14 protein-coding genes and 4 pseudogenes are annotated in these 19,081 nt (G+C 64.7%); 17 read left to right on the top strand and 1 reads right to left on the bottom strand.

Annotation, left to right across the window (positions count from 1 at the left end; genetic code table 11):
- The first annotated feature begins 334 nt into the window (after positions 1 to 334).
- From LOZ83_RS01690 to LOZ83_RS01610, 17 genes and pseudogenes are all read left to right on the top strand, one after another.
- Complete coding sequence (locus LOZ83_RS01690; protein ID WP_236788118.1) at positions 335 to 553, top strand: hypothetical protein; 219 nt, start codon at positions 335 to 337, stop codon at positions 551 to 553.
- 244 nt (positions 554 to 797) lie between these two features.
- Complete coding sequence (locus LOZ83_RS01685) at positions 798 to 1,358, top strand: hypothetical protein (RefSeq protein WP_236788116.1); 561 nt, start codon at positions 798 to 800, stop codon at positions 1,356 to 1,358.
- Positions 1,359 to 1,576: 218 nt separating this feature from the next.
- On the top strand, positions 1,577 to 2,191 hold the full coding sequence (locus LOZ83_RS01680) for a hypothetical protein (RefSeq protein ID WP_236788114.1): 615 nt from the start codon (positions 1,577 to 1,579) through the stop codon (positions 2,189 to 2,191).
- A 403-nt stretch (positions 2,192 to 2,594) separates the two neighbouring features.
- Positions 2,595 to 3,398 carry a hypothetical protein gene (locus tag LOZ83_RS01675; RefSeq protein WP_236788112.1) on the top strand — a complete coding sequence of 268 codons (804 nt, stop codon included), beginning with the start codon at positions 2,595 to 2,597 and terminating at the stop codon, positions 3,396 to 3,398.
- Between the two features lie 683 nt (positions 3,399 to 4,081).
- On the top strand, positions 4,082 to 5,119 hold the full coding sequence (locus tag LOZ83_RS01670; protein ID WP_236788111.1) for a DUF4192 domain-containing protein: 1,038 nt from the start codon (positions 4,082 to 4,084) through the stop codon (positions 5,117 to 5,119).
- Positions 5,120 to 5,663: 544 nt separating this feature from the next.
- Positions 5,664 to 5,966: a helix-turn-helix transcriptional regulator gene (locus LOZ83_RS01665; RefSeq protein WP_236788109.1), complete on the top strand. Its 303-nt coding sequence runs from the start codon at positions 5,664 to 5,666 to the stop codon at positions 5,964 to 5,966.
- 58 nt (positions 5,967 to 6,024) lie between these two features.
- The gene (gene dprA / locus LOZ83_RS01660; protein ID WP_236788107.1) at positions 6,025 to 6,927 is read left to right on the top strand and encodes a DNA-processing protein DprA; all 903 of its coding nucleotides are present in this window, start codon (positions 6,025 to 6,027) and stop codon (positions 6,925 to 6,927) included.
- A gap of 222 nt (positions 6,928 to 7,149) precedes the next feature.
- Positions 7,150 to 8,625 (top strand): hypothetical protein, encoded by a 1,476-nt coding sequence (locus LOZ83_RS01655; protein WP_236788105.1) that lies wholly within the window; start codon positions 7,150 to 7,152, stop codon positions 8,623 to 8,625.
- A complete protein-coding gene (locus LOZ83_RS01650) occupies positions 8,615 to 8,917 on the top strand; it encodes a hypothetical protein (protein WP_236788093.1) in 303 nt (100 codons plus the stop codon). Before LOZ83_RS01655 ends, LOZ83_RS01650 begins: the two co-directional genes overlap by 11 nt.
- Before the next feature lie 336 nt (positions 8,918 to 9,253).
- On the top strand, positions 9,254 to 9,655 hold the full coding sequence (locus tag LOZ83_RS01645) for a hypothetical protein (protein WP_236788091.1): 402 nt from the start codon (positions 9,254 to 9,256) through the stop codon (positions 9,653 to 9,655).
- A 466-nt stretch (positions 9,656 to 10,121) separates the two neighbouring features.
- Positions 10,122 to 10,391 (top strand): annotated as a pseudogene (locus LOZ83_RS01640) (single-stranded DNA-binding protein); the annotation flags it as partial.
- A gap of 297 nt (positions 10,392 to 10,688) precedes the next feature.
- Positions 10,689 to 11,252, top strand: a complete 564-nt coding sequence (locus tag LOZ83_RS01635) for a hypothetical protein (RefSeq protein WP_236788089.1) — start codon at positions 10,689 to 10,691, stop codon at positions 11,250 to 11,252.
- Positions 11,253 to 11,549: 297 nt separating this feature from the next.
- A pseudogene (locus LOZ83_RS01630) lies at positions 11,550 to 11,850 on the top strand (hypothetical protein); the annotation flags it as partial.
- A 396-nt stretch (positions 11,851 to 12,246) separates the two neighbouring features.
- Entirely contained in the window at positions 12,247 to 13,164 is a 918-nt protein-coding gene (locus LOZ83_RS01625; protein WP_236788087.1) for a hypothetical protein, read from the top strand.
- A gap of 119 nt (positions 13,165 to 13,283) precedes the next feature.
- Positions 13,284 to 13,594 (top strand): annotated as a pseudogene (locus LOZ83_RS01620) (single-stranded DNA-binding protein); the annotation flags it as partial.
- A gap of 252 nt (positions 13,595 to 13,846) precedes the next feature.
- A complete protein-coding gene (locus LOZ83_RS01615) occupies positions 13,847 to 14,032 on the top strand; it encodes a hypothetical protein (RefSeq protein WP_236788085.1) in 186 nt (61 codons plus the stop codon).
- Positions 14,033 to 15,096: 1,064 nt separating this feature from the next.
- Complete coding sequence (locus tag LOZ83_RS01610) at positions 15,097 to 16,392, top strand: hypothetical protein (protein WP_236788084.1); 1,296 nt, start codon at positions 15,097 to 15,099, stop codon at positions 16,390 to 16,392.
- A gap of 1,614 nt (positions 16,393 to 18,006) precedes the next feature.
- Here the strand turns inward: LOZ83_RS01610 and LOZ83_RS01605 are convergent.
- Positions 18,007 to 18,402: pseudogene (locus LOZ83_RS01605) on the bottom strand (ATPase); the annotation flags it as partial.
- Between the last annotated feature and the right edge of the window lie 679 nt (positions 18,403 to 19,081).

The raw sequence follows: 19,081 nt of genomic DNA, 5'->3' as shown, positions 1-19,081 counted from the left end.
GACGTCTGGGCAGCGCGTGGAATCCGCTTGATCCGTCGTAGCCACGGGACAGGGGAGAGCTATAGCTCGTCCGGTCAGGAGCGACTGCCCCACTCCTCCTCGTGACCACCCGCCGACGGCGACGATTCGCTCGCCTTCGTCGGAACACGTTGGGGGGTAACGGTTTTCGTTCGGAGCATCAGATACACGCTGCTCGGGGACACCCTCGATTGCAGGGCAGTAGTCCTGTGACCCACCAAGGCACCGCCAGCGGCCAGATCGTCGCACGGCCGATTCGAATCCCGTGCCTGGGCGCGCAATTTCACCATTCACGAATACCAGGAAGGGCGGCGCTATGTCTTTGCACATCGAATGGGATGCCGCTCGCAGCTGTGGAATAGAGCTGATGAGCGCCGAGCAGGCTACCCGAGACCTGGAAGCCCAGGAGGCCACCACGTCGCCGGTGCTCCTGCTCGGCGGCGACGGTGGCGGAGCGCTCGCCGTTGAGGGTTCCATCACGGAGCTGGTCGCATTCGCCGAGAGGATGCTCGCAGTGGTGAAGCGTGGCGAGTGATCGTGCACAGCCGACTCGCCGCAATCCTTGCTGCGGCGGCGTTCATCGCGCGGATGATGGTGTTCACCGGCGGTGCGCGAGGGCCCGGTTCAGGAAACGTGGTTCACAGATAGCTATGAGAGTCCGTACGCGACGCGCTGCTCACGGCCGGGTCGGGAACCGGCCGACAGCACTGACGACGTGATCCACCGCCCTGGTCGGCGGCCGGAGCATCAACCACCACGCCGAGCCGGGAAGGATCACGATGAACGCTGACCAGATGAACGACCTCGTTCATAAGCCCACCGCCAGCCTCGATCGCGATTGGACAGCCGACGAGCGCGACTCGCGCGACGGCCGCTTGCGCGCGCCCAACGGCGAGTGGTTACACGTCCGTACCAACGGCTGGAACAGCGTCCGTCGGGGGCGTATCGCGATTAATGGAATCCTGCCGCCCGAGTTGCGTGGCAACGGTCGCACCGCGGCACGGCAGAAAACAAGATCACCGTGGCGGCCACCCGGTCGCCACCCAGATGACCAACGAGATCACACGTCGCTACTGCCCGGCTACCGCGACACCCTGGCGAAGGCCAGGGTGAAGAAGGCGGAGGCGGACACGTACCACGCGAAGCGAGACGCGATGCTCGCGGACCTGCAGATCGTGCTCGGCGGCCGGGTGCTCGAGCATGCACCGGATAAGCTGCATATCGGGTACGGGAACGACGTTGTTGTGCGCACAGACGACGTCGCGTTCGAAGCTCCCGTGCCCCACGACACGGCGGTGCAGTTCGCCCGCCTGGCCCCAGAGTACCGGACCGAGTGCTGACCCATGAGCGACAAGCTGTGGAGCGCTCGCATAGCGGTCGTCGAGTTGGTGTTGGCCGACATCGAGGAGGCGGCTGTGGCCAACCTTCTGGCGAAGCTGCGCGCCGCCGGGTTCCAGTTGGAGGACGGCGACCCGGGAAGGCGTTCGAGTCGGAACCGGAGCCGTACCATTAACCGCCACTGCCGAGGTGTGGCCCGGGCGGAAAGGAGTAGACCGTTGTGACTGGTGGAGTCAGCCCCGACCGGGCTGTTTTGAGCGCCGAACGTCAATTCCTTGGTCATCTCATGTGGCTCGATCCGGACCGGGCCCGCACGGCGTTGGCTGGTCTGCGTCCCAGTGACCTGGCGGATCCCGTCGCCGAGTTCGTATTGCGGCTGGCTATTCAGGCCGTCGCCGCTGGCCACAATCCCGCTCCGACGATCCTCTTCGATGCCGCCACGGAGGTCGCCGAACGCCCGCAGGAATTTCGGCTCCAACGCGTCGGCAAATGGATTATCGATGCGTACGGCGCGGCCGGACCGGCGCCCCAGCAACATTGCGCGCACCTCAAGGGAATCGTGCTCCGCGCCGCCTGGCGGCGCGCGGTACGCGAGCACGCGATTCGTGTGCTCCAAGTGGCAGAGCACGGGACCACCAACGACCTGAAAGACCAGGTCGACAACACCGCCAAAGCCGATAACCTGTGGGTGCGGTTTCGCGCGGCAACGTCTCTGCGCCGGCCGCGACCGGTACCCGCGCGGTCGACCACCACGGATGTACCCCACCCATCGGCTCATCGCCCGACGATAGAGCCCGCTCGGCGCCCCCAACAAAGATCACGCGAAAGTTCGTGATCGTCGCCGTGATTGAGGTGGAAGTGCCCGGCCGAATTTCATCGGCGACCGCGCGGTCGACGGATTATGAGAGCGTGCGCTTCGGCAAATCCACCGAGAAATGACCGTCATACGCTTTGACGAGCGCCTTACCCGGGAATGCGATTTTCCAGTTGAGTCAGGGCAACACGAAACATTCCTCAGGTGCGGCACGATAGCGACAGCATCCGTCCGGCTCTCCCCCCCGGTGGCTGTCCGCGGGCGCGAAAGACCGTTCGAGTGGCCACAACGGCACGCTCAGAACCCCATTTATTACTGGGTCTGCCGTGATTTGCGACCTCGATGCGACCGAATGCAATGTGGCCCGGTCGGTCGGCGTCATGACCTGAAGAAGCGTGCTGCGCTTGTTATCAAGGAGGAATGAATGTCCAACGATTGGGGTCATACTGAAACTATTAGCGGAACGCTAATCGACATGCGTCGTGTTTGTGGCACCGATATCGGTGGGGCGTGTAGTTCGGATTGCTCCTGCTATTCGGGCACACGGTACGGTGCGTCGCGGCATCACACGTGGATCAACCCGGATAGTCATGAAGGCGACCTGATAATCCAGCTTGCCGCGCTGCTTTCCCACGCTAGCCAGACCCACACGGACATGAGGGACCTCCTTGACGCGTGGTTCAGGAAAGCCGGGGTTAATCCGCGCGAGAGCGAGGCTGAGATTCGTGCGCGGTTGCGCCGTGGTTTGCGGCCCTACACCGTCGCCGCAGTGCGTGGCCCTGGTCCGCACTACGAGCCTCTCATTGCTACGGTGCAGCTCGGCGAGATCGCGTGCGGCAAGACGATCGCCTGCTCAGGCTCCTACAGCCCAGTGCTCTTCACGATCGACGCCACGTCGGCAACCGAGGCTCGGGACCACGCGGTCCGCTGGCTCGAGCAGGAGTGTCACGGCGACCCGTCGAACGATCCACGCACCCCGCGCGAGCTCGAGGCCACGCCGCTCTACACCGCAGTCGTGGCCCAGGTTGTCAACACCACAGCCGGTACCGGGGCGTCCGCCGGCACATGTGCGCGGCCCGCTACATCGGGGCTGCTGCCTGGTTACGCCGATGTTTCCGTGGTGTGCTGCTGGATCTGCCGCGATCACGTCGCTATCGAAACCGCGATGCGTTACCAGAGCAACTGGGTAGGGCCGTGTTGCTGGGACGACCGCCTAGCCACCCGATGAGCCAGGACACCCGTGTGGCCGTGCCCGATGGGTTCGAGCCAAATGACGCGCCTGGCTCGCTCGACACGGCGGAACCGCGTGACCACCAGGGCGTCGGGCGATCAACCCGAGCGGGCCGGCGATTACGTGTCACGCGGAACCAATATTGCTTCCTCCCGAACGGATTCATTTGTCATCGTCCACCATCCGTCCCGACGAGAGGCGAGTATGTCATGACAATCCCGCGGCTTCCACAACATCAATGGTGATCGGCTATCTGGCTACACGGCGAAACATGTTCTCGTCGAATGTCCTGCTAAGCCGATCCCAAGTCACCGTGTGAGTTGTTGAACGTCACCGTCGACGATCCGTTGGTGCGGAACTCTACGACGTCGCCGTGGACTACCGTCGGCGACGCAGCCAGTCGCTGCAACCAGGTGATGTCATCACCTGCGAGAATCGGTTATACGGGTGCGGTTACAGCGGCTGGATGCGTTTCGGTCTGCTTCGCGAACCAGTCGCCGATGGAAACTTGCACCACACGTCAAACGACTGGTGAATCCGATGCTGGGGCGCCGCACGCCGGAATTGACCGTCATTATTTCTCGCGCTCGAGCTGACGCGTCGTGCGGACGCTGTGATCGATTCCTCTCCTGTGAGTGCGTTGTTATTCGCCTATTTCTTTTAGACCCAAGGATGTACACGTGGTTACTTTGTCTGTTGACGGCCTCTTGGCCGGGGTTCCGGCTCTGGTGGGCTTCCCGCCGGAGGACTCGCTCCTTCTGGTCTCCCTGGGGACTCCTGACCGTGAGGGCTACACGCTCGATGGCATTGCGCGGATGGACCTTCGTGATGTCCTCGCCGATCCGGCACGTGCACTCACGTTGATGACGGCGCGTGTGGGCGATACGCCGATCCACCGTCTGATCGTCGTCGTTGCCGGATCGACCGGCCCCGAGGGCGACCCACCGTCGCCCGAAGCCGTGGCGCCTATCTCCCTCTGGCTGAACGATCACGGGTTCGGCGCTGTGGACCTTCTCCACCTCTCGCGATTCTCGGCAGGGGCTCGTTGGTTCTGCTATGACGATCCCGGCTGGTCCGGTACGCTCTCTGATCCGCGCGCGTCGATCTGTGCGTCCGCTGCCGCTGCGCAGGGGCAGGTGATCTTCGGCAGCCACCGCGAGTTCCTCGCTCAGTTCACCCCGGCCTCGTTGGCAGACCGCGCTCGGGTCGCACCCTTAGTCCTGGCGGCCGCCAGGGCGGTGAGGACGGAGGAAGCCGAGGACAATCGCGCCGCGCTGCTGGCCCGTGTCAGGCGACTCGATCATGCGATCGCGCAGGCCCGGAGCGGCCGACTTCCCGTGGATGACCACACTATTGCCGATCTGATCGGGGCGTGCGCCAGCCTGCCCGTGCGCGCCGCCATGCTCGCACCGCCGAACGATGAGCTGGCACGCGCCGCGGAAGCCCTCTGGCTTGCCTTGTGGAAGCTGGCGCCACCGGTGTTCGCGGAGCGGCTCGCCGGCCTCATCGTCGCGCACGCCTTGCTGCGCGGAGACGGCGCCGTGGCGAACGCCGCTGGTGACCTCGCTGTTGCAACACATGATCTGCTCACCCGCCTGCTCGTGCGGGCCAGCAGAGTCGGAGCGGATGCCCAGAACCTCAGTGTTGCATTTACCACAGCGGCACGCGACGCACGCGCCTTGTTGGCTAAATCCGCAGGGGACGCGTCTGCCCGTTGACGCCACGCCCCTCGCCGCGGTGGGCGGCGGTCGAGGGCCCTTGGCATGAGGTTGGCCGCCGTGCCGATGGCCTAACCACCGAGGTGGATACGGCGATGCCAGGCGGGAGCACACACTCCGCGACGTTCTGGCCGAGCTGAGGCGCGCAGTCCTGCTGCGCTGCCCGCTCACCCTGGCCGGGGTACAACCGCGCCCCCAGTACCCCGGCCAGGGCTTCTCATTCGCCTGGGATTACACCCTGCAGCGACGAATCGTTGCGGCTAGGGGACCGTTGTGGCGTTGACCTCGCGGTGGACGGCCTGCTGCATACGAGCGTCAACACCGCGCGGGCCTGACTAGCCGTTGACGGGCCCGGGGCCCTCGATGCGACGGCGCTCGCCGCCGCGACCCGCACTTACCAACACCTTGACGCGCGATGCGTCGGCGTCGGCGAACAGGCCGCAGGCGCCCCTTCGCACCCCCGTTCAGCGACCCGACACGGGGGCAGGCACGCCTGCCTGTCGCTGCCCTTTCCGGGTCCTCATTCTTGTTGGGAGAACACGACATGGCGGAACGCCGCAATCCACTCACCGACGTCGAGCTCACGGTCCTGGAGTTTGCGGCGCGGGGCAACGAAAATCAGGAGATTGCCGCAACCACCGACCGTTCGGTCGAGACCATTCGCAGCCATCTCAAGAATATTTATCGCAAGCTCAATGCGCGTAACCGTGCCCACGCGGTCGCGATCGCCTACCACGTTGGCATCTTCCGCGGCCGGCCCGCCGACGCCGTAGCGGTGATCACCCACGCGCGGTTCCCGCTGATGCCAACACATCCCAGCAGTGCGCGATCGCGACCGACGCCCTGATCCCTCCCCGGCCCGTAGCGTCATTTGCACCTTCCATTCCTGTCGCAAGGAGTACGTCATGACCCTGATCAACGATGTCCGCCTCGCCCGCGCATTTCTCGCACGCGCCGTCGAACCACCCGCCTGGCATACGGCGCGGTTCGTCGACGATGTGGGACCCCTCGAAGCAGCACGCACCGTCCACAACGGACACGCACCGGAGGAGGTTGTGAACGAACGTCGGGCTGGCGACCACTGGGATCTTGCCAAGCGTGATCTGTCCAGAGCAGGCAATGGTGATCTCCGGCTACTCACCCCCGAGGACAATGATTGGCCCACGAACATCGGTGATACTGCGTCGGTGAATGTCCCCGCCATGCCGTTGGCGCTGTGGGTTCGCGGTTCTGCACGGCTGGCCGAGGTCGCGGGCCGGTCATTGGCCGTCGTGGGCGCTCGCGCATCGACCGCCTACGGTGAGAACGTCGCAGCCGATGTCGCCTACACGCTGGCGCGGCGGGATATTCCGGTCTGGAGCGGCGCCGCGTACGGCATCGATGGTGCCGTCCATCGCGGAACGCTCTCGGCTGGCAAAGCCCCGACTGTGGCCGTGCTCGCGTGCGGTGTGGACACGGCATATCCGAGGGGCCATACGGCGTTACTCGAGCGTACTACCGGCAACGGCCTGCTCGTGAGCGAGTATCCGCCCGGCACACCACCAGCCGGCCCACGCTTCCTGGCACGCAACCGGCTGCTGGCAATGTTTACCAGCGGAGTGGTCGTCGTCGAAGCCGGTCTGCGCAGCGGGTCGCTGAACACCGCCGGACACGCAGAGCAGCTGGGCCGCCCTGTTTTCGCGGTCCCGGGGCCGATCACCTCGCCGCAGTCCGGGGGATGCCATCGCCTGATTCAGGATCACCGTGCCCTGTTGGTCACCAGCGTTGAGGACATCCTTCATCACCTGACCGATGCCCCCTGGCGCTGACGGAATTACCTGTCGGGCGTCGCGGCTCGCCGAGTGAGCCACCCGCACCACCCGTTGGCGTGGAGTGCGAGACCACTGCGCTCGGGCACCGTCAATGGAAGCGGGCGACCCCATCGGGGGACACCGGCCCTTCGCCTGTGGCCGGACTGCGCGACAGCGCGCGAACCGTAGACGCCGGCCGCACATTCACCAGCACATCAACCTTTCTCAAGGAGTGTTTCTGTGACCACCACGGATATCACCGTCGGGAGCGACGGCCAGCGATCACCGCTGGTCGACTCGGACACGGCCGGGACGACCGAACCTACCGAGTCCCCCTACCGGCCCGAGGACGCGGTTGCCAGGGAAGCCGAGTACGACACGATCATCTTCGTCGACCCTCACGACGTCGAGATCGATGTCAACGTGCGTCAGGAAAACGCCACCACCGATGCCGACACGATCCGCGATATGCGTCAGCGCGGTGTCGATCAGCCGGTAAACGGGTACCGCAACGATGTGGGCGTTGTGGTCATCAGTCGCGGGCAGCGTCGTGTCCTCAACGCCCGGGAAGCCGGCTGCCCACTGCCGGTCTGGATGCAGGCCCCGCCCGTCGCGGATGAGCGCAAAGCCACGATCGAGCGGGTCGTGGCGCAGGTCAACGAGAACACCCTGCGTCGCGGACTCACCCGTGGGGACGAATACATGGCCGTGGCCCAGCTGCGGGCGTTCGACCTCACCTCGGTCGGGATCGCCCGCAAGTTCAGCCGCCCGGTCGGGCACATTCAGAAAGTGGTCACCGTCGGCGATAGCGAACTCGCGGCCAAAGCCGCCGATCGGTACGATTTGGACCTCGAACAAGCTGCGGTGGTGGCCGAGTTCGAAGGCTACGGTGACGTCGATGCCGCGAAGGAGCTCATCACGACCGCCGTCGAGCACCCGAACAACTTCAAGGCGCTGGCGCAGCGCAAGCGCAACGACCGCACCGAGCGGGAAACGACACAGCAGCTGACCGAGACGCTGACCGCCGAACTCACCGACGCCGGTGTGCCAGTTCTCGATTCCACTGTATCCCGATGGTCCGGCGACGCGCGCACGCTTAATCGGCTCCGGCCCGCTCCCGACAGCGAACTCTACAGCGAACTCACCATCGAGGCTCACGCGTCGTGCCCCGGCCACGCGGCGTGGCTCGAGCCGGCACACGACGACAACGAGAACCCGATCGTGGTCGCGATCTACGGGTGCCGCGACTTCCGGGCGCACGGCCACGCTCTGATCCATGTCCACGAAGGCCAGGTGGACTTCGGAAACGCCGACAGGGCCAGGACCGGACTGGTCGACGACACGATGCCCGCCGACCCGGCAGACGCCGCGGCAGCCGAGGAACGAGCCCGTGAGATCGCCGCATCACGAATCGGTGGGTACGCGAGAACAACAAGAACTGGGACGCCGCGGTCGTACCACGGCAGGAATGGCTGGCGGAGTTCGCCAACCGCAAACAAGCACCTCGCGGGGCGCATGCGTGGCTCGCCCTGCAGAAGGCCAGCGGCCCGCGGGAGCTACGCCGCGCGATGGAGCGCGGCCACAAGCTGGGGCACACACTGCTCAAGCTGCTCGAACCCGGTCACGACCAGCCGAGCCCACTGCTCGACAAGATCGCCAAAGCATCGGCACCGAAAGCCACCGTGTACGACGTATTCCTTACCCTGTGTGCGATGAGGAAAACCTGCCCCGAGACGCCTGGCGGCACCCGCGAGGAACGGACCAGGAATACATATCGACCATCATCGGATGGGGTTACCCCGCCTCCGACACCGAACTCAAAGTACTCACCCCCGAGAGCGCCGAGGATGCCGCGGCCACACAGCTTGGACAAGACGCTAGCATCGACCCACCGCGAGTCGGTAGCCACGAACAGGATGCGGTCGGCACGGATGCGCCGGAGACGCACGCCGATGTCGCCGACAGCTTTGGCGTCGACTCGGATGACGTGATCGAGGCCAGCGTCTAGCACCGCGCATGGTCCCCTGTGCGAGATACCCGGTGGGCGCGAGTGCCGCAGCGCCTCGCGCCCACCCATGTCGACGAATCGCTGTTCCGAACCGGCCGAGGTGCATCAATAACGCGGTTCTCGCCGATCCCGATCTGCAGTACTGAATTTGACGCATTTCGGCCAGTCCGGCGGCGCTGCGGGTTGGGCATTAGCAGGGCAGGTCGTCGACGGCCTCAGCCGTCGCGTCGCCCGGCGAGGAGTAAGGCCGAGGCAGGTCGCTCCTAATCGGGCTCTGAGCCACCCAATCAGCTAGCACAAGCAGCGCGCTGCATCTATCACAAAGGACGAATCGTCATGCCTGACCAGGCCAAAGAATTCGACCTCTATACCATCCTGGCGATCACGCACCACCTGCCTATCACGGCCCGGCCGTACCGCGACATCCTCGAATACCTCTCCGGCGTGCCGATCCCGGCGCCGACCCACGCGCTCGGCGTGGTCGAGCCCTGCGCGGAGTGGCTGATCGAGCAGCACCCACCACTGCGCGACGTCCCGGCTGTGCCGGACTTCCAGGGCGACGAGGCCGCGATGGACAACTGGGCCGACGAGCAGAAGGCCCGGCTCGGCGTCAGCGAGTTGGCCGTGCGACCGCTGCCCGAGCAGCGACGCCGCGCCATTCCGCCCTACATGGAGCGGCTGCTGGACCACATCCCCCCGAGCAAGGTGTACGTGGCCAACCTCGACGAGGACCAGTGAGTGCCGCCTATGTCTGCCGCTACTACGGCGTGCCGGGCCGACGCGGCGTCCGTGTCCAGTTCGAGGGGCAGCTGCACGCCGTCACCAGCTGCCGCGACGCGCACGTCCGCTGACGGCGGGAGCGGTCGGCGCATTTGCATTGAACCGGTGACTTACAGCCCGCCGACTTCGTAGAGGTTTCCACTCCGCCGGTGTTAGCTTTGGTCACGAGCGGTTTCTGTTGGTGGCCTTTTCAAATTTCCCATCGGCGGCCACCTGCCCGAGAGATGTCTGGCCATCCTATGGCTACGTTGAGTAACGTAGCACCAACGCGGCCACCTTGGTCAGCCCGGCGAATCCTCGTTGACTTCCGATCGTCCTATTAGGACGCAATTTCGAGGGATCCAAGGCAGCTTCGGACGTGCGGAACCCTCACCCGAGGCCTGCGACGTGGGCATCAAGGACAGCCTTCGCCTAGATGCACATAGCGCTCACCCGCGGCGCGCACGTCGTGGTGCAGGGCCGGCTGAAGCAGCGGTCGTTCGAGAGGAAGACGAGAAGCGGACCGTCATTGACCTCGAGGTCGATGAGATCGGTCCATCGCTGCGCTGTGCCACCGCCAGGGTGAACAAGGTCAGCCGCAGCTCCAGCTCCTCGGGCGGCGCCAGCGGCGCTGGTGCGCCTGTGAACGAGCCGTGGGGCACGGCCGTGCCCGCCGGGGGACGGCGGTGGTTTCGCCGACGAGCCGCCGTTCTGATCCCCACCGATTCCCACCTCACCGAGTGGAGCACGCCAGCGCATCATTCGGCACTGGCTCCGCCCGACCTCGGCCGCGTGCCATCCGTGGCGGCCGAGCGCCCCGCAGCTCCATGGCCGCTGGCTATTCCCCGACGCTGGCGGTTTCCAGCCGGTGGATAGGGGCGGTGATGCCCGGCCTACCTGCTGGGTAAGCAAGACCGACTGAGACGGGCCGAATGCGCGCATACAAGCCAGCTGCGCGTTCTCGGCTTTTTCGTGGCCAAACCACAGTAACCGGACAATCAGGAGGTACGCCATGACCACGATCGAATTGCCCGCGCACTTGACCAACGCTTCGCGCGAGGCCTTGCAGGAAGCGGTTCAGGTTCGCGAGGAGTCGCTCGTGAACCTGCGATCGGAACTCGCGGCCTCGAACGACCAAATCAACGCGATGAACCAAGCGGCGGACCAGCGCGACCAGGAGTTAACCCAGCTGCGTGAGGCTGTCGCCACAGGCCAGGAATCCCTGCGCGCCAGGTCGGACGAGTTCGTCGAACTGGCGCGCACGCATGAGAACTTCCGTCGGCAGGTTCGCGCGTACGCGATCAAACACAACAAGGACGGCCAGTGGTGCAGTGAGGGTACGAATGAAGTCCTCTCCGACCTCGGGCTACCCGAGTACCACCCGTGTTTCATCGGTACGGCGACCATCACCGTGCCGGTGAAGATCACGGATACGGAAGACCCGTACACCGCTGCCCATTGGGTCCGGGCCGCGCTGGAGGTGAATAGCAGCGACACAGACGTCGTGGTCACCGACACACCCGACATCAGCATTAGCCAGGACGCGCTGGAGCACGAAGACGAGGAGGAAGAATGAAGTCCTCCGCCACCCTGCGCGCTCTGGCCGTGAGGGCTATCGCGGCCGCACGTAACGGCGAACCCGGCATGCATGAGTATGCGCGGCGGCTGAGGGCCCAAGCCCGCAAACAGGACCTAGCCGTGTTGGCTTCGCGGGTTGGCCGAGAGAACATCACGGTCGCGAAATACCGCGAGTATCTGCGGGCTGTTTCCTAATCATTCGTGGATACTTTCACCGGAGCGTCCACATCGCACGAGCAGATCCTGGGCGTCGGACGTTGTAGACGTCAAAGACACCTCTCCGCAGATCCGGGTAACGCTGACTCGCGGAATGCGGGTTGTGGTCTGGGGACGGCTCAGCAGCGCTCGTTCGCGACGAAGGAAGGCGAGAAGCGCACCGTCATCGAAATGGAGGTCGACGAGATCGGCCTTCGCTGCGCTATGCCACCGCCAAGGTCAACAAGATCAGCTGCAGTTCAGGCTCGTCGGGTGCAGCCACTGGCGGGGCGCCCTCTGACGACCCGTGGGGGTTCGGCCGCGCCCTCGGCGAAGGGGCGGTTCAGGTGGTGAGCCTCCCCCTGATCCGCACTGCCACCGATAACCACGGATTTCTGTAGACAGTCTCTTCGCGCGGCTCCGTTAACTCCGGCTGGGAATCTGCCGCGACAGATTCCCAGCCGACTTCTTTCTCGGCTGTTTCCTGCAGTGGGCTGCACGTCATCGTCGCGCGCGTGTCTAGCGGGTGGCCTGTAGGTCCTGCGACCCGCGCGGGTGACGCGCCATTTCCGGTGTCAGCGAGCCATGTTCTCGAGGCACCCAGTCGGTGCCCTCGCCAACGATTCTCGTTTCCAAAGCTACCGTATTCAGGAGATCACGTTCTAATGCCTCTCGATCCCGCCACCGGTCTATGGAAAAGTAAGTACTCTGCACCGCATGCGCGGGAACTACCGTCGATTCGCGCAAGCCTTTGCGATCAGATGCGGAGTCCCCAAATATTCGCCTTTCATGCTCAGATGATAGCTGAGGGTAGAGTCGGCTTGCGACCTGCCGATGACCCCGTCGTTGCGGCGAAAATCTTACTAGATGACGAATACGAGAGGCTGGCGAACGGCGCGCTCTACTGGGTTTCACCCGAAATGACGCAGGTCGCAAGTGCGGCGGCCGAAACGCTGCCAGAGGACCTGAGGATCGACGAGACGCACCAGCCTGCGAATCGTGGTCTCATTGTCTTCGGCGAACCCGTTGGTTCCTATATTGGTGACATGTTCCGCGATCGTCAAATTCCGATCGCTGCGATGACCTGGGGGTCGACGTTCTATCCAACGAAGAATGATCCTGCTATTGGTGTAACATTCTATAGTTCCAGCGATTATGAATACGTTCGCCATGTGCTACCCCGAATCGTTGGCCGTAAACCTAAGTCTGCTGAACTTGACAGGGCCATACGAGCAACACCAGAGTGGATGTGGGACAACGAAACTGCGCTTCGTTATGGGCACACCATCGGCGATTTGAATCTTGCCCACGAAATCAGCAGGACGCCACAGGACCAGTCCGTCATTCCGTGGTTGAAGGTCCTCTATTCCAGTTGGCTACTGATGACCCAACCTGGCATCACCGAGGTCAGCCAGGAACGAGCCGGCCGTAACCAGCAGCGCCGTGACCAGCGCGAGGGACGCCGCAACTCCGACGTCCAGGTGGTCCACGTGCACCGTCGGCACCGCGACGCTGCCCCCACCAACAACCAGACCAATGACGCGGGTGATGAACGCGAATTCGCCGTCCGCTGGATGGTTCGTGGCCATTGGCGCAACCAAGCGTACGGCCCAAACCGCCAACTCCGGCGGCCTGTTTGGATCAACCCCCATATCAAGGGGCCGGACGACAAACCGTTCAAGACCGGCAATGTCGTACACGTCTGGGACCGGTAAGTCGTCCGTTCACCGAGGGCCGTGCCGGCAGCTACACCTAAGGTCTTGCCAACGCGTTGTCTTTCGCCCTGGCCAGGTGCTCCAGCGGGCGGTCCGTTCGACGGGTTGAGGCCACCGTGGTCGGGCGCCAGCCAGCTGAAAACGTTGCAGAGAGCTTGACCGGGGGAGCGAGGGGGTGGTCACACTGGGCGCTTGAAGCAGCGTTCGTTTGAAACCAGGGAAGGCGAGAAGCGGACCGTTGTCGAGCTCGAGGTCGACGAGATCGGTCCGTTGCTTCGCTGTGCCACTGCCAAGGTCAACAAGGTCAGCCGCGGCACCCGTTGGCGGTGTCGGTGGATACGGCGGTGGCAGTGGCGTGCCCGCTGACGACCCGGGGGGTTCGGCCCCCGCTGCCGGAGCCAGCACGGAGGCCGGAGAGCTGCAGCTCTAATCCGTATCGAAACCATCTGACCGAGCGGAGCACGCTGGCCCCCACCGGCGCGGTTTCGCTCGCCCGGCCTGGTGTCTGTCCGACAGAGGCCAGGCCGGGTTCTTGGCACCCTTGCGGATGCGTTTTCGCTTTGTCCCGTGGTGTGCCCGTGGCGCGGGCCAGCCCCTCGGCTGGGTGCCATGTCCACGCCCCGGTTCCGCCAGGGCCGGGGCACAAAATCCGCTCTCATGAACACGGAAAGGAGGTCCTGCGATGGTCGCGAACGAGACCTCGTCGGGCTACACCGCCGAGCAGAAACAGGCGATCTTCGACCAGTACGCGGACCTGCTCGTTGACATCGACGAGAACCCTCGGTTCGTGCATTGCCCACGCTGCCCGGAAGATGGCGACGACAACCACTGTCCGCTGTGCTTCGGCTCCGCCGTCCTCGGGCCGTGATGACCTGCCCCTTGGCGCAGAAACCTCATGCAGCATCTGTGGCTACTGGCCGCGGGACCGTATGCCGGCCGCCGTCGGGTGTCATCACCCCGGCTACGCCTGCGCGGTGGTGGCGCCTGGGCTCGTATAGCCGGCGAAGCGACGGAGTCGCCCAACACCCTGACCACACTGCTCACCCCCCGGGTCTGGCGGGAACCAACCCGTCCGCGTTTGCGGCCGTGCTGACACAAGCCGCCCGCGCGGCGGGATCTGGAAGCCTCGCCCAGGCAGCGTTCTCGCGCGGCAACGAACCGACCGCTCGGGGCAGAGACAGCGGCGGGCTCGGCACGACCGTGCCGAGCCCGCCCTTGTCGTCGGCGCGTTCGGGCAAGAATCACACCGACAGGTGTCCGGTGATGGTCTCGGGGTTCAACGCGCCCCTTGTCGTCACGGACACAGCCACTGTATCGGCTCAAGCGACGAGCACGGAATCCGGCCGGAGGTTCATGCATCGGGCATGCCGGGTGCTTTCTCTACACGGCCTCGCGGTCTAGATACCGGCCGAACTCGATGCGGCAGCCCGTCTTCCGTTACGGTTACCTGTGGTCCTTGGTTCAGAACGATGTCCCAGTCCTGCACGGTTCCAATAAAATTGCGACTGTTGCGTCCAATGAAATTTAGGGAGGGGGCGAAATTGTATCGGTCGCCTCCCCCAAATGTCAAGGGTTTGCACGGCTGACGTAGTTCTTGCTTCTCGTCGGCAAACCCTTGACATTCGGGTCCCCTGCTCCCTGGGGCAGGAGTTAAGGGCAGGCTGCCGCCTGCCCCGTTACTTCGCCCCCTCCCCAAATTCCATTTCAGCAATGTTCCCCAGCTTTACAGATCCCACTATTCAGACAATGTGCGGAAGCGGTCGGTCTGGCGGACAGTGGCCACAAAATCGCTAGTCAAAGCCAATGCAAAATAGGACGAAGATCGGTTCCGAACTTGCTATATAACCCTCTTGTTGCTAATATTGACGGGTAACAGCCGGGAGGGCAAGCCCGGTGAGTCTCGAAATTCAGCGAATGATTGGGTTTTAGCCAATGTCTACTGTTCTCGAATTTTTGGATGAAATTTCTCTCCTGGTCGAGGTGGGCACTCCCGCTACGTTGCAAGAGGCCAAGAAACTCGCCGCCCGTATGATTGACACTGCGTCCGTTGATCAGCTTGACATCCTTTCCCGCAGTCTTGATACCCTGGCCAATCACCGCCCCGCTCTCGCGCAAGCGAAGCTGCGCGCTCAGTGGGACACCGGCGACGCCGTGACCCGCGACCTCATCACCTTCTGTATGGCCGAGGCCGACCCCCAGCAATACAACCCGGACCACTGCGCCGCCGAGAGTGCGTCTGATGTGCTCGACAGGGGCTGTCGCCGACTGGCCAGGCTCCAGGACTCGGGCCGTCTCACCACAGCCGATGAATGGCGCCTGGAGCTGTGGAAGCTCGACAAGGACACCGCTAAGGTCGACACCGTCAACGTCGAGGCCTTCGGCCTAATCGGCCGGTTGGACCCGGACGACGAAGACGCCCCTCGCCGCGAGCAGAAAAAGAACCCCCGCGACCTTCGCGTCGACGCTCCCACCGCCCTCCAGCGCGAGAGTGCACGAAGCCTCCGTGAGCGCGTCGATCCGATCCAGCGCCGCGAACCCCGCCCTGCGCAGGTCGAGCCCAAGGTGGTCACCGTCTATATGGCTACCCGGTTCATCTGGAACCCCTTCGATGTCCGGATACCGCACGAGTGCGACGACGCCGAGGGCTACGCCAACGACTACGAGAAGATGTACTCCGACCATCCGATTCTCAGCACCCCATGTGTCTCGTGCTGGATCGAACGCCCCGCCCGCCACATCTGGACCGCGCGTGCCGCCAACACCCACGATGACGGCCTGTGCGATGTCTGCCGCGCCGAGGGATATGTAGGAATCACCCCCGAGCTGATCAACGGCGCCATCGCGACCATCCGCCGCAGCCTCCCCGTGCGCGCGAACCGCTCAGACGCGGACCTTGTCGCGCCCTGCGAAGTCATCGCCACGCAGCACGCACCCGCTACCGCGCTGCGGTTCGCCCGCTACTACTGGCACCATCACCCCAAGCGCCGCACTCCCGTTACAGAATGGGTGACCGCCCACTTCGGCCATACCGTCACCACTACCGACCCCGCACCTGTGGACCCCTACGCCGCCGCCCGCAAGGCCGCGCTCGAACGCTCAGCTCAACGCCGCGACGACAGCCGCCGAGCGCGCCGCGCAGCCGACCGCGCGGACCTCCGCCGGTGCGCCGAGATCCTCGACCGGCACACGAACAATCACCCCGCCGCCCGCGAACCGATCGCCGCTTAACCCGTCGGTTGGGCGGGGCCCCGCTGATACCGGGGCCCCGCCCAACCGGTGCAGCCGCAACACGGTGGAGCGGGCATCGAGCCCGCCCCACCGTCTGAGGACGCCGCCCCCAGCCCCCCGTCAGAGGACGACCCCACAGGGCCGACTCATCCTCTCCGGCCGCTACGCGGCCCCGTGGTCGCCTCGCGTCCGCGCCCGACGGCTTTCGCCCGCGCCGGACCCAGGAGCCCACCCCACCAGCGCACTACCCGCGTCGCACTCCTTCCCTGTCTGCTCACCTGGGCCCCACCGCCATCTCCGCACCTACCGCTCTTCCCCACCTGCTCGCCCCTCCCCTACCCCGAAGGCACCTCTTGCACTACGCAGTGAGCGGGCGCGTGTTACGTTGCAGGCGAGGTCGCGACACGCATGGTGAACTGCGTAAACGTGTACGTTAGTGCACGTCAAGTCGCGCGAGGGGAGCGTCTCCCTGGTGAACGTGGAGCTTCGTTTGGAAGGCGCGACGCCCAGGGAATGCTAGATGGTCGACCGGCGTGTGTTCGTGTGCGACGCGCGGGGAGCCGAAGGCTAGGCCCCGAGGGGGCGGCTAAGGTCGGGAGCATCACCGCCTTCAGCTCGCCCGCCAGACTCCGCGGTGAGTCGGCCAACTCCGCGTGACCGGCGTGTGACGCGCTCACGGTGGTGCAGGCGTCGGCGCACACCGGATTCCACACCGCGTTTGGACGCCTAGTTCGTGAGTTCTGGGGGCCGTGTGACGATGTGGCTAAACATCGGCGCGCCTTCACGCCGCGCGAATCCGTCACCAGGTTGCGTTCGGGTAGGCCGCTCAGCGTCGGTTCGCGTCCACCGCCGCCCGCGAGCGTCCATGTAAGAAAACGTCACGATCGGTCCAATCTCGGGTATCTCGGACCGGGCGTCGGGGAGACGGAAAGTGACGTAAAATCGGACTCGTTCTTCTGGGCTGACGCGGGAGAAGACCTCATTGAATTCCTTCCCCGGCGCAGACGTCAGCTCCGGAGTGACCGACTCGCCCGCCGCGTTTACGTAACACGCGCCAACAAGATACCAATCGCCGATCCGGATCTCACCTCGGTGTTGAACCGCTACAAGTTCGACGTCCATCACGTAAGACCCGGAGCGGTTGTGGATCGTGATCGAGGCGTTGCTGTACGCGGAATCCACCGTGTCGTACCGGTTGAATCCGTCATACTGCACCAACTCAGCCTGGATCATTTCCTCCTCGCGCCGCTCTCGCTCAACCCGCCGCCAACCCTCACGGGCAATCCAAAGCGCCACGACCGCCGCGACGATGGAACCGATGCCCCCGACCCATTGACCGAGCGCGCCCCACCACGTCGCGTCCTTGTTGACGAAGATCCCCCACCCGCACAGGCCAAGGAAGCCGACCACGATCACTACGCCGCTGATCCACATGATTTTTCGCACGATCATCGATCGGTCAACACTGCGATAACGTTTCGTGGCCGCCGAGCCGCGCGTTACGGCGGACGCGTGATCGAGGTGCTTGGCGAGGTCCGCCGGGCCTCGCGCGCGGGACACCCCTCCCAATCGCGGCGACTTGCCACGCAGGCGGTCCAGACCGTGGTTGCTCGTCCGGTCGGCGTGCTGCACCCACGGGTCGTCGACCTCGGGGATCTGCAGGCCGTGCATCTGGCCGACGGTCAGCACCGCGAGATGGCGGCGCACCCCGGCGTTCGACCCGGTGCGCCCGCGCACGGTCAGCGTCGGCGCGTACGGCTCGGCGTGGAAGTCCGCGGCGTCGGTGAAACTCGCCAGGTCCTCCGGCTCCCATTCCGCGCCCGGCACCGCGGGCATGTTGCGGGGCGCGGGCAGGCCGAGCGAGCAGGACCGGTGCATCAGCCAGGACATCTCCTCGGCGTGCACCGGACGGCCTTCCAGCCCGGACGAGCCGATGACCTGGTCGAGGTGCTCGACCTCGGAGTCCAGAGCCGGAAGTGAAGCCTGATCAGATCGGACCACCGGCGCAACGACCATGCGACTCGTTCCCGTAGCAGCAAGGGGCTCCCACCGGCGTATCGGCCGTCACCGAATACGCGAAGGTGCCTTGCCGAAGCTGGCGCGCAGCCGCCCGGGCTGTGGCAATGTCACCTGACCAACCGAGAAACACGTAACGCTGGACTTGCGCCGGGTGGGCAGGGTGCCATGACCGTGACGATCTCTGTGCGTCGCGGTCGTCGCCGAGCTGATTACCCCGGAGACAACACGCACCGCGCTCGAATACCGGCCGCCGGCGCCTGTTGTGGTCGTCCGGCGCGCAAGCGCCTATCCAGGGCACGAGGGATGCAGAACAACCTGGCCTAGGTTAGGTGCATGCCGCGCGATGGTGAAGGTACAACGGGCACGTCGAGACCTCACCGGATGACGGCACACGTTTATGCCCGCATCACATCCGCACGACCAGCACACATCGACGAATTGGCAACGATTCATATCAGCACCCTGCTGTCGGTATGCCGATGCAAATGCGTCGATGGTCTTTGTTTTCCGGCTCGGTGACCTTTCCCGCGGTACCGCTGGCATGATGGTGTGCGCAGACTAGCGAGGGGGGAATGTCAATGCCTGTATGGGTACCGTTGGTGATCGTAGCCGGGTGGGTAATCCTGACCGCGGTGTTTGTGTACCGCGTTCAGCCGCAGGCGAGTTGGCA

It is taken from the genome of Amycolatopsis sp. GM8 (assembly GCF_021653975.1).
In the GTDB taxonomy this organism is placed as follows: Bacteria; Actinomycetota; Actinomycetes; order Mycobacteriales; family Pseudonocardiaceae; genus Amycolatopsis_E.
Note: the sequence above shows the minus strand (reverse complement) of the source record. Positions and strands in the feature narration are given on the sequence as shown.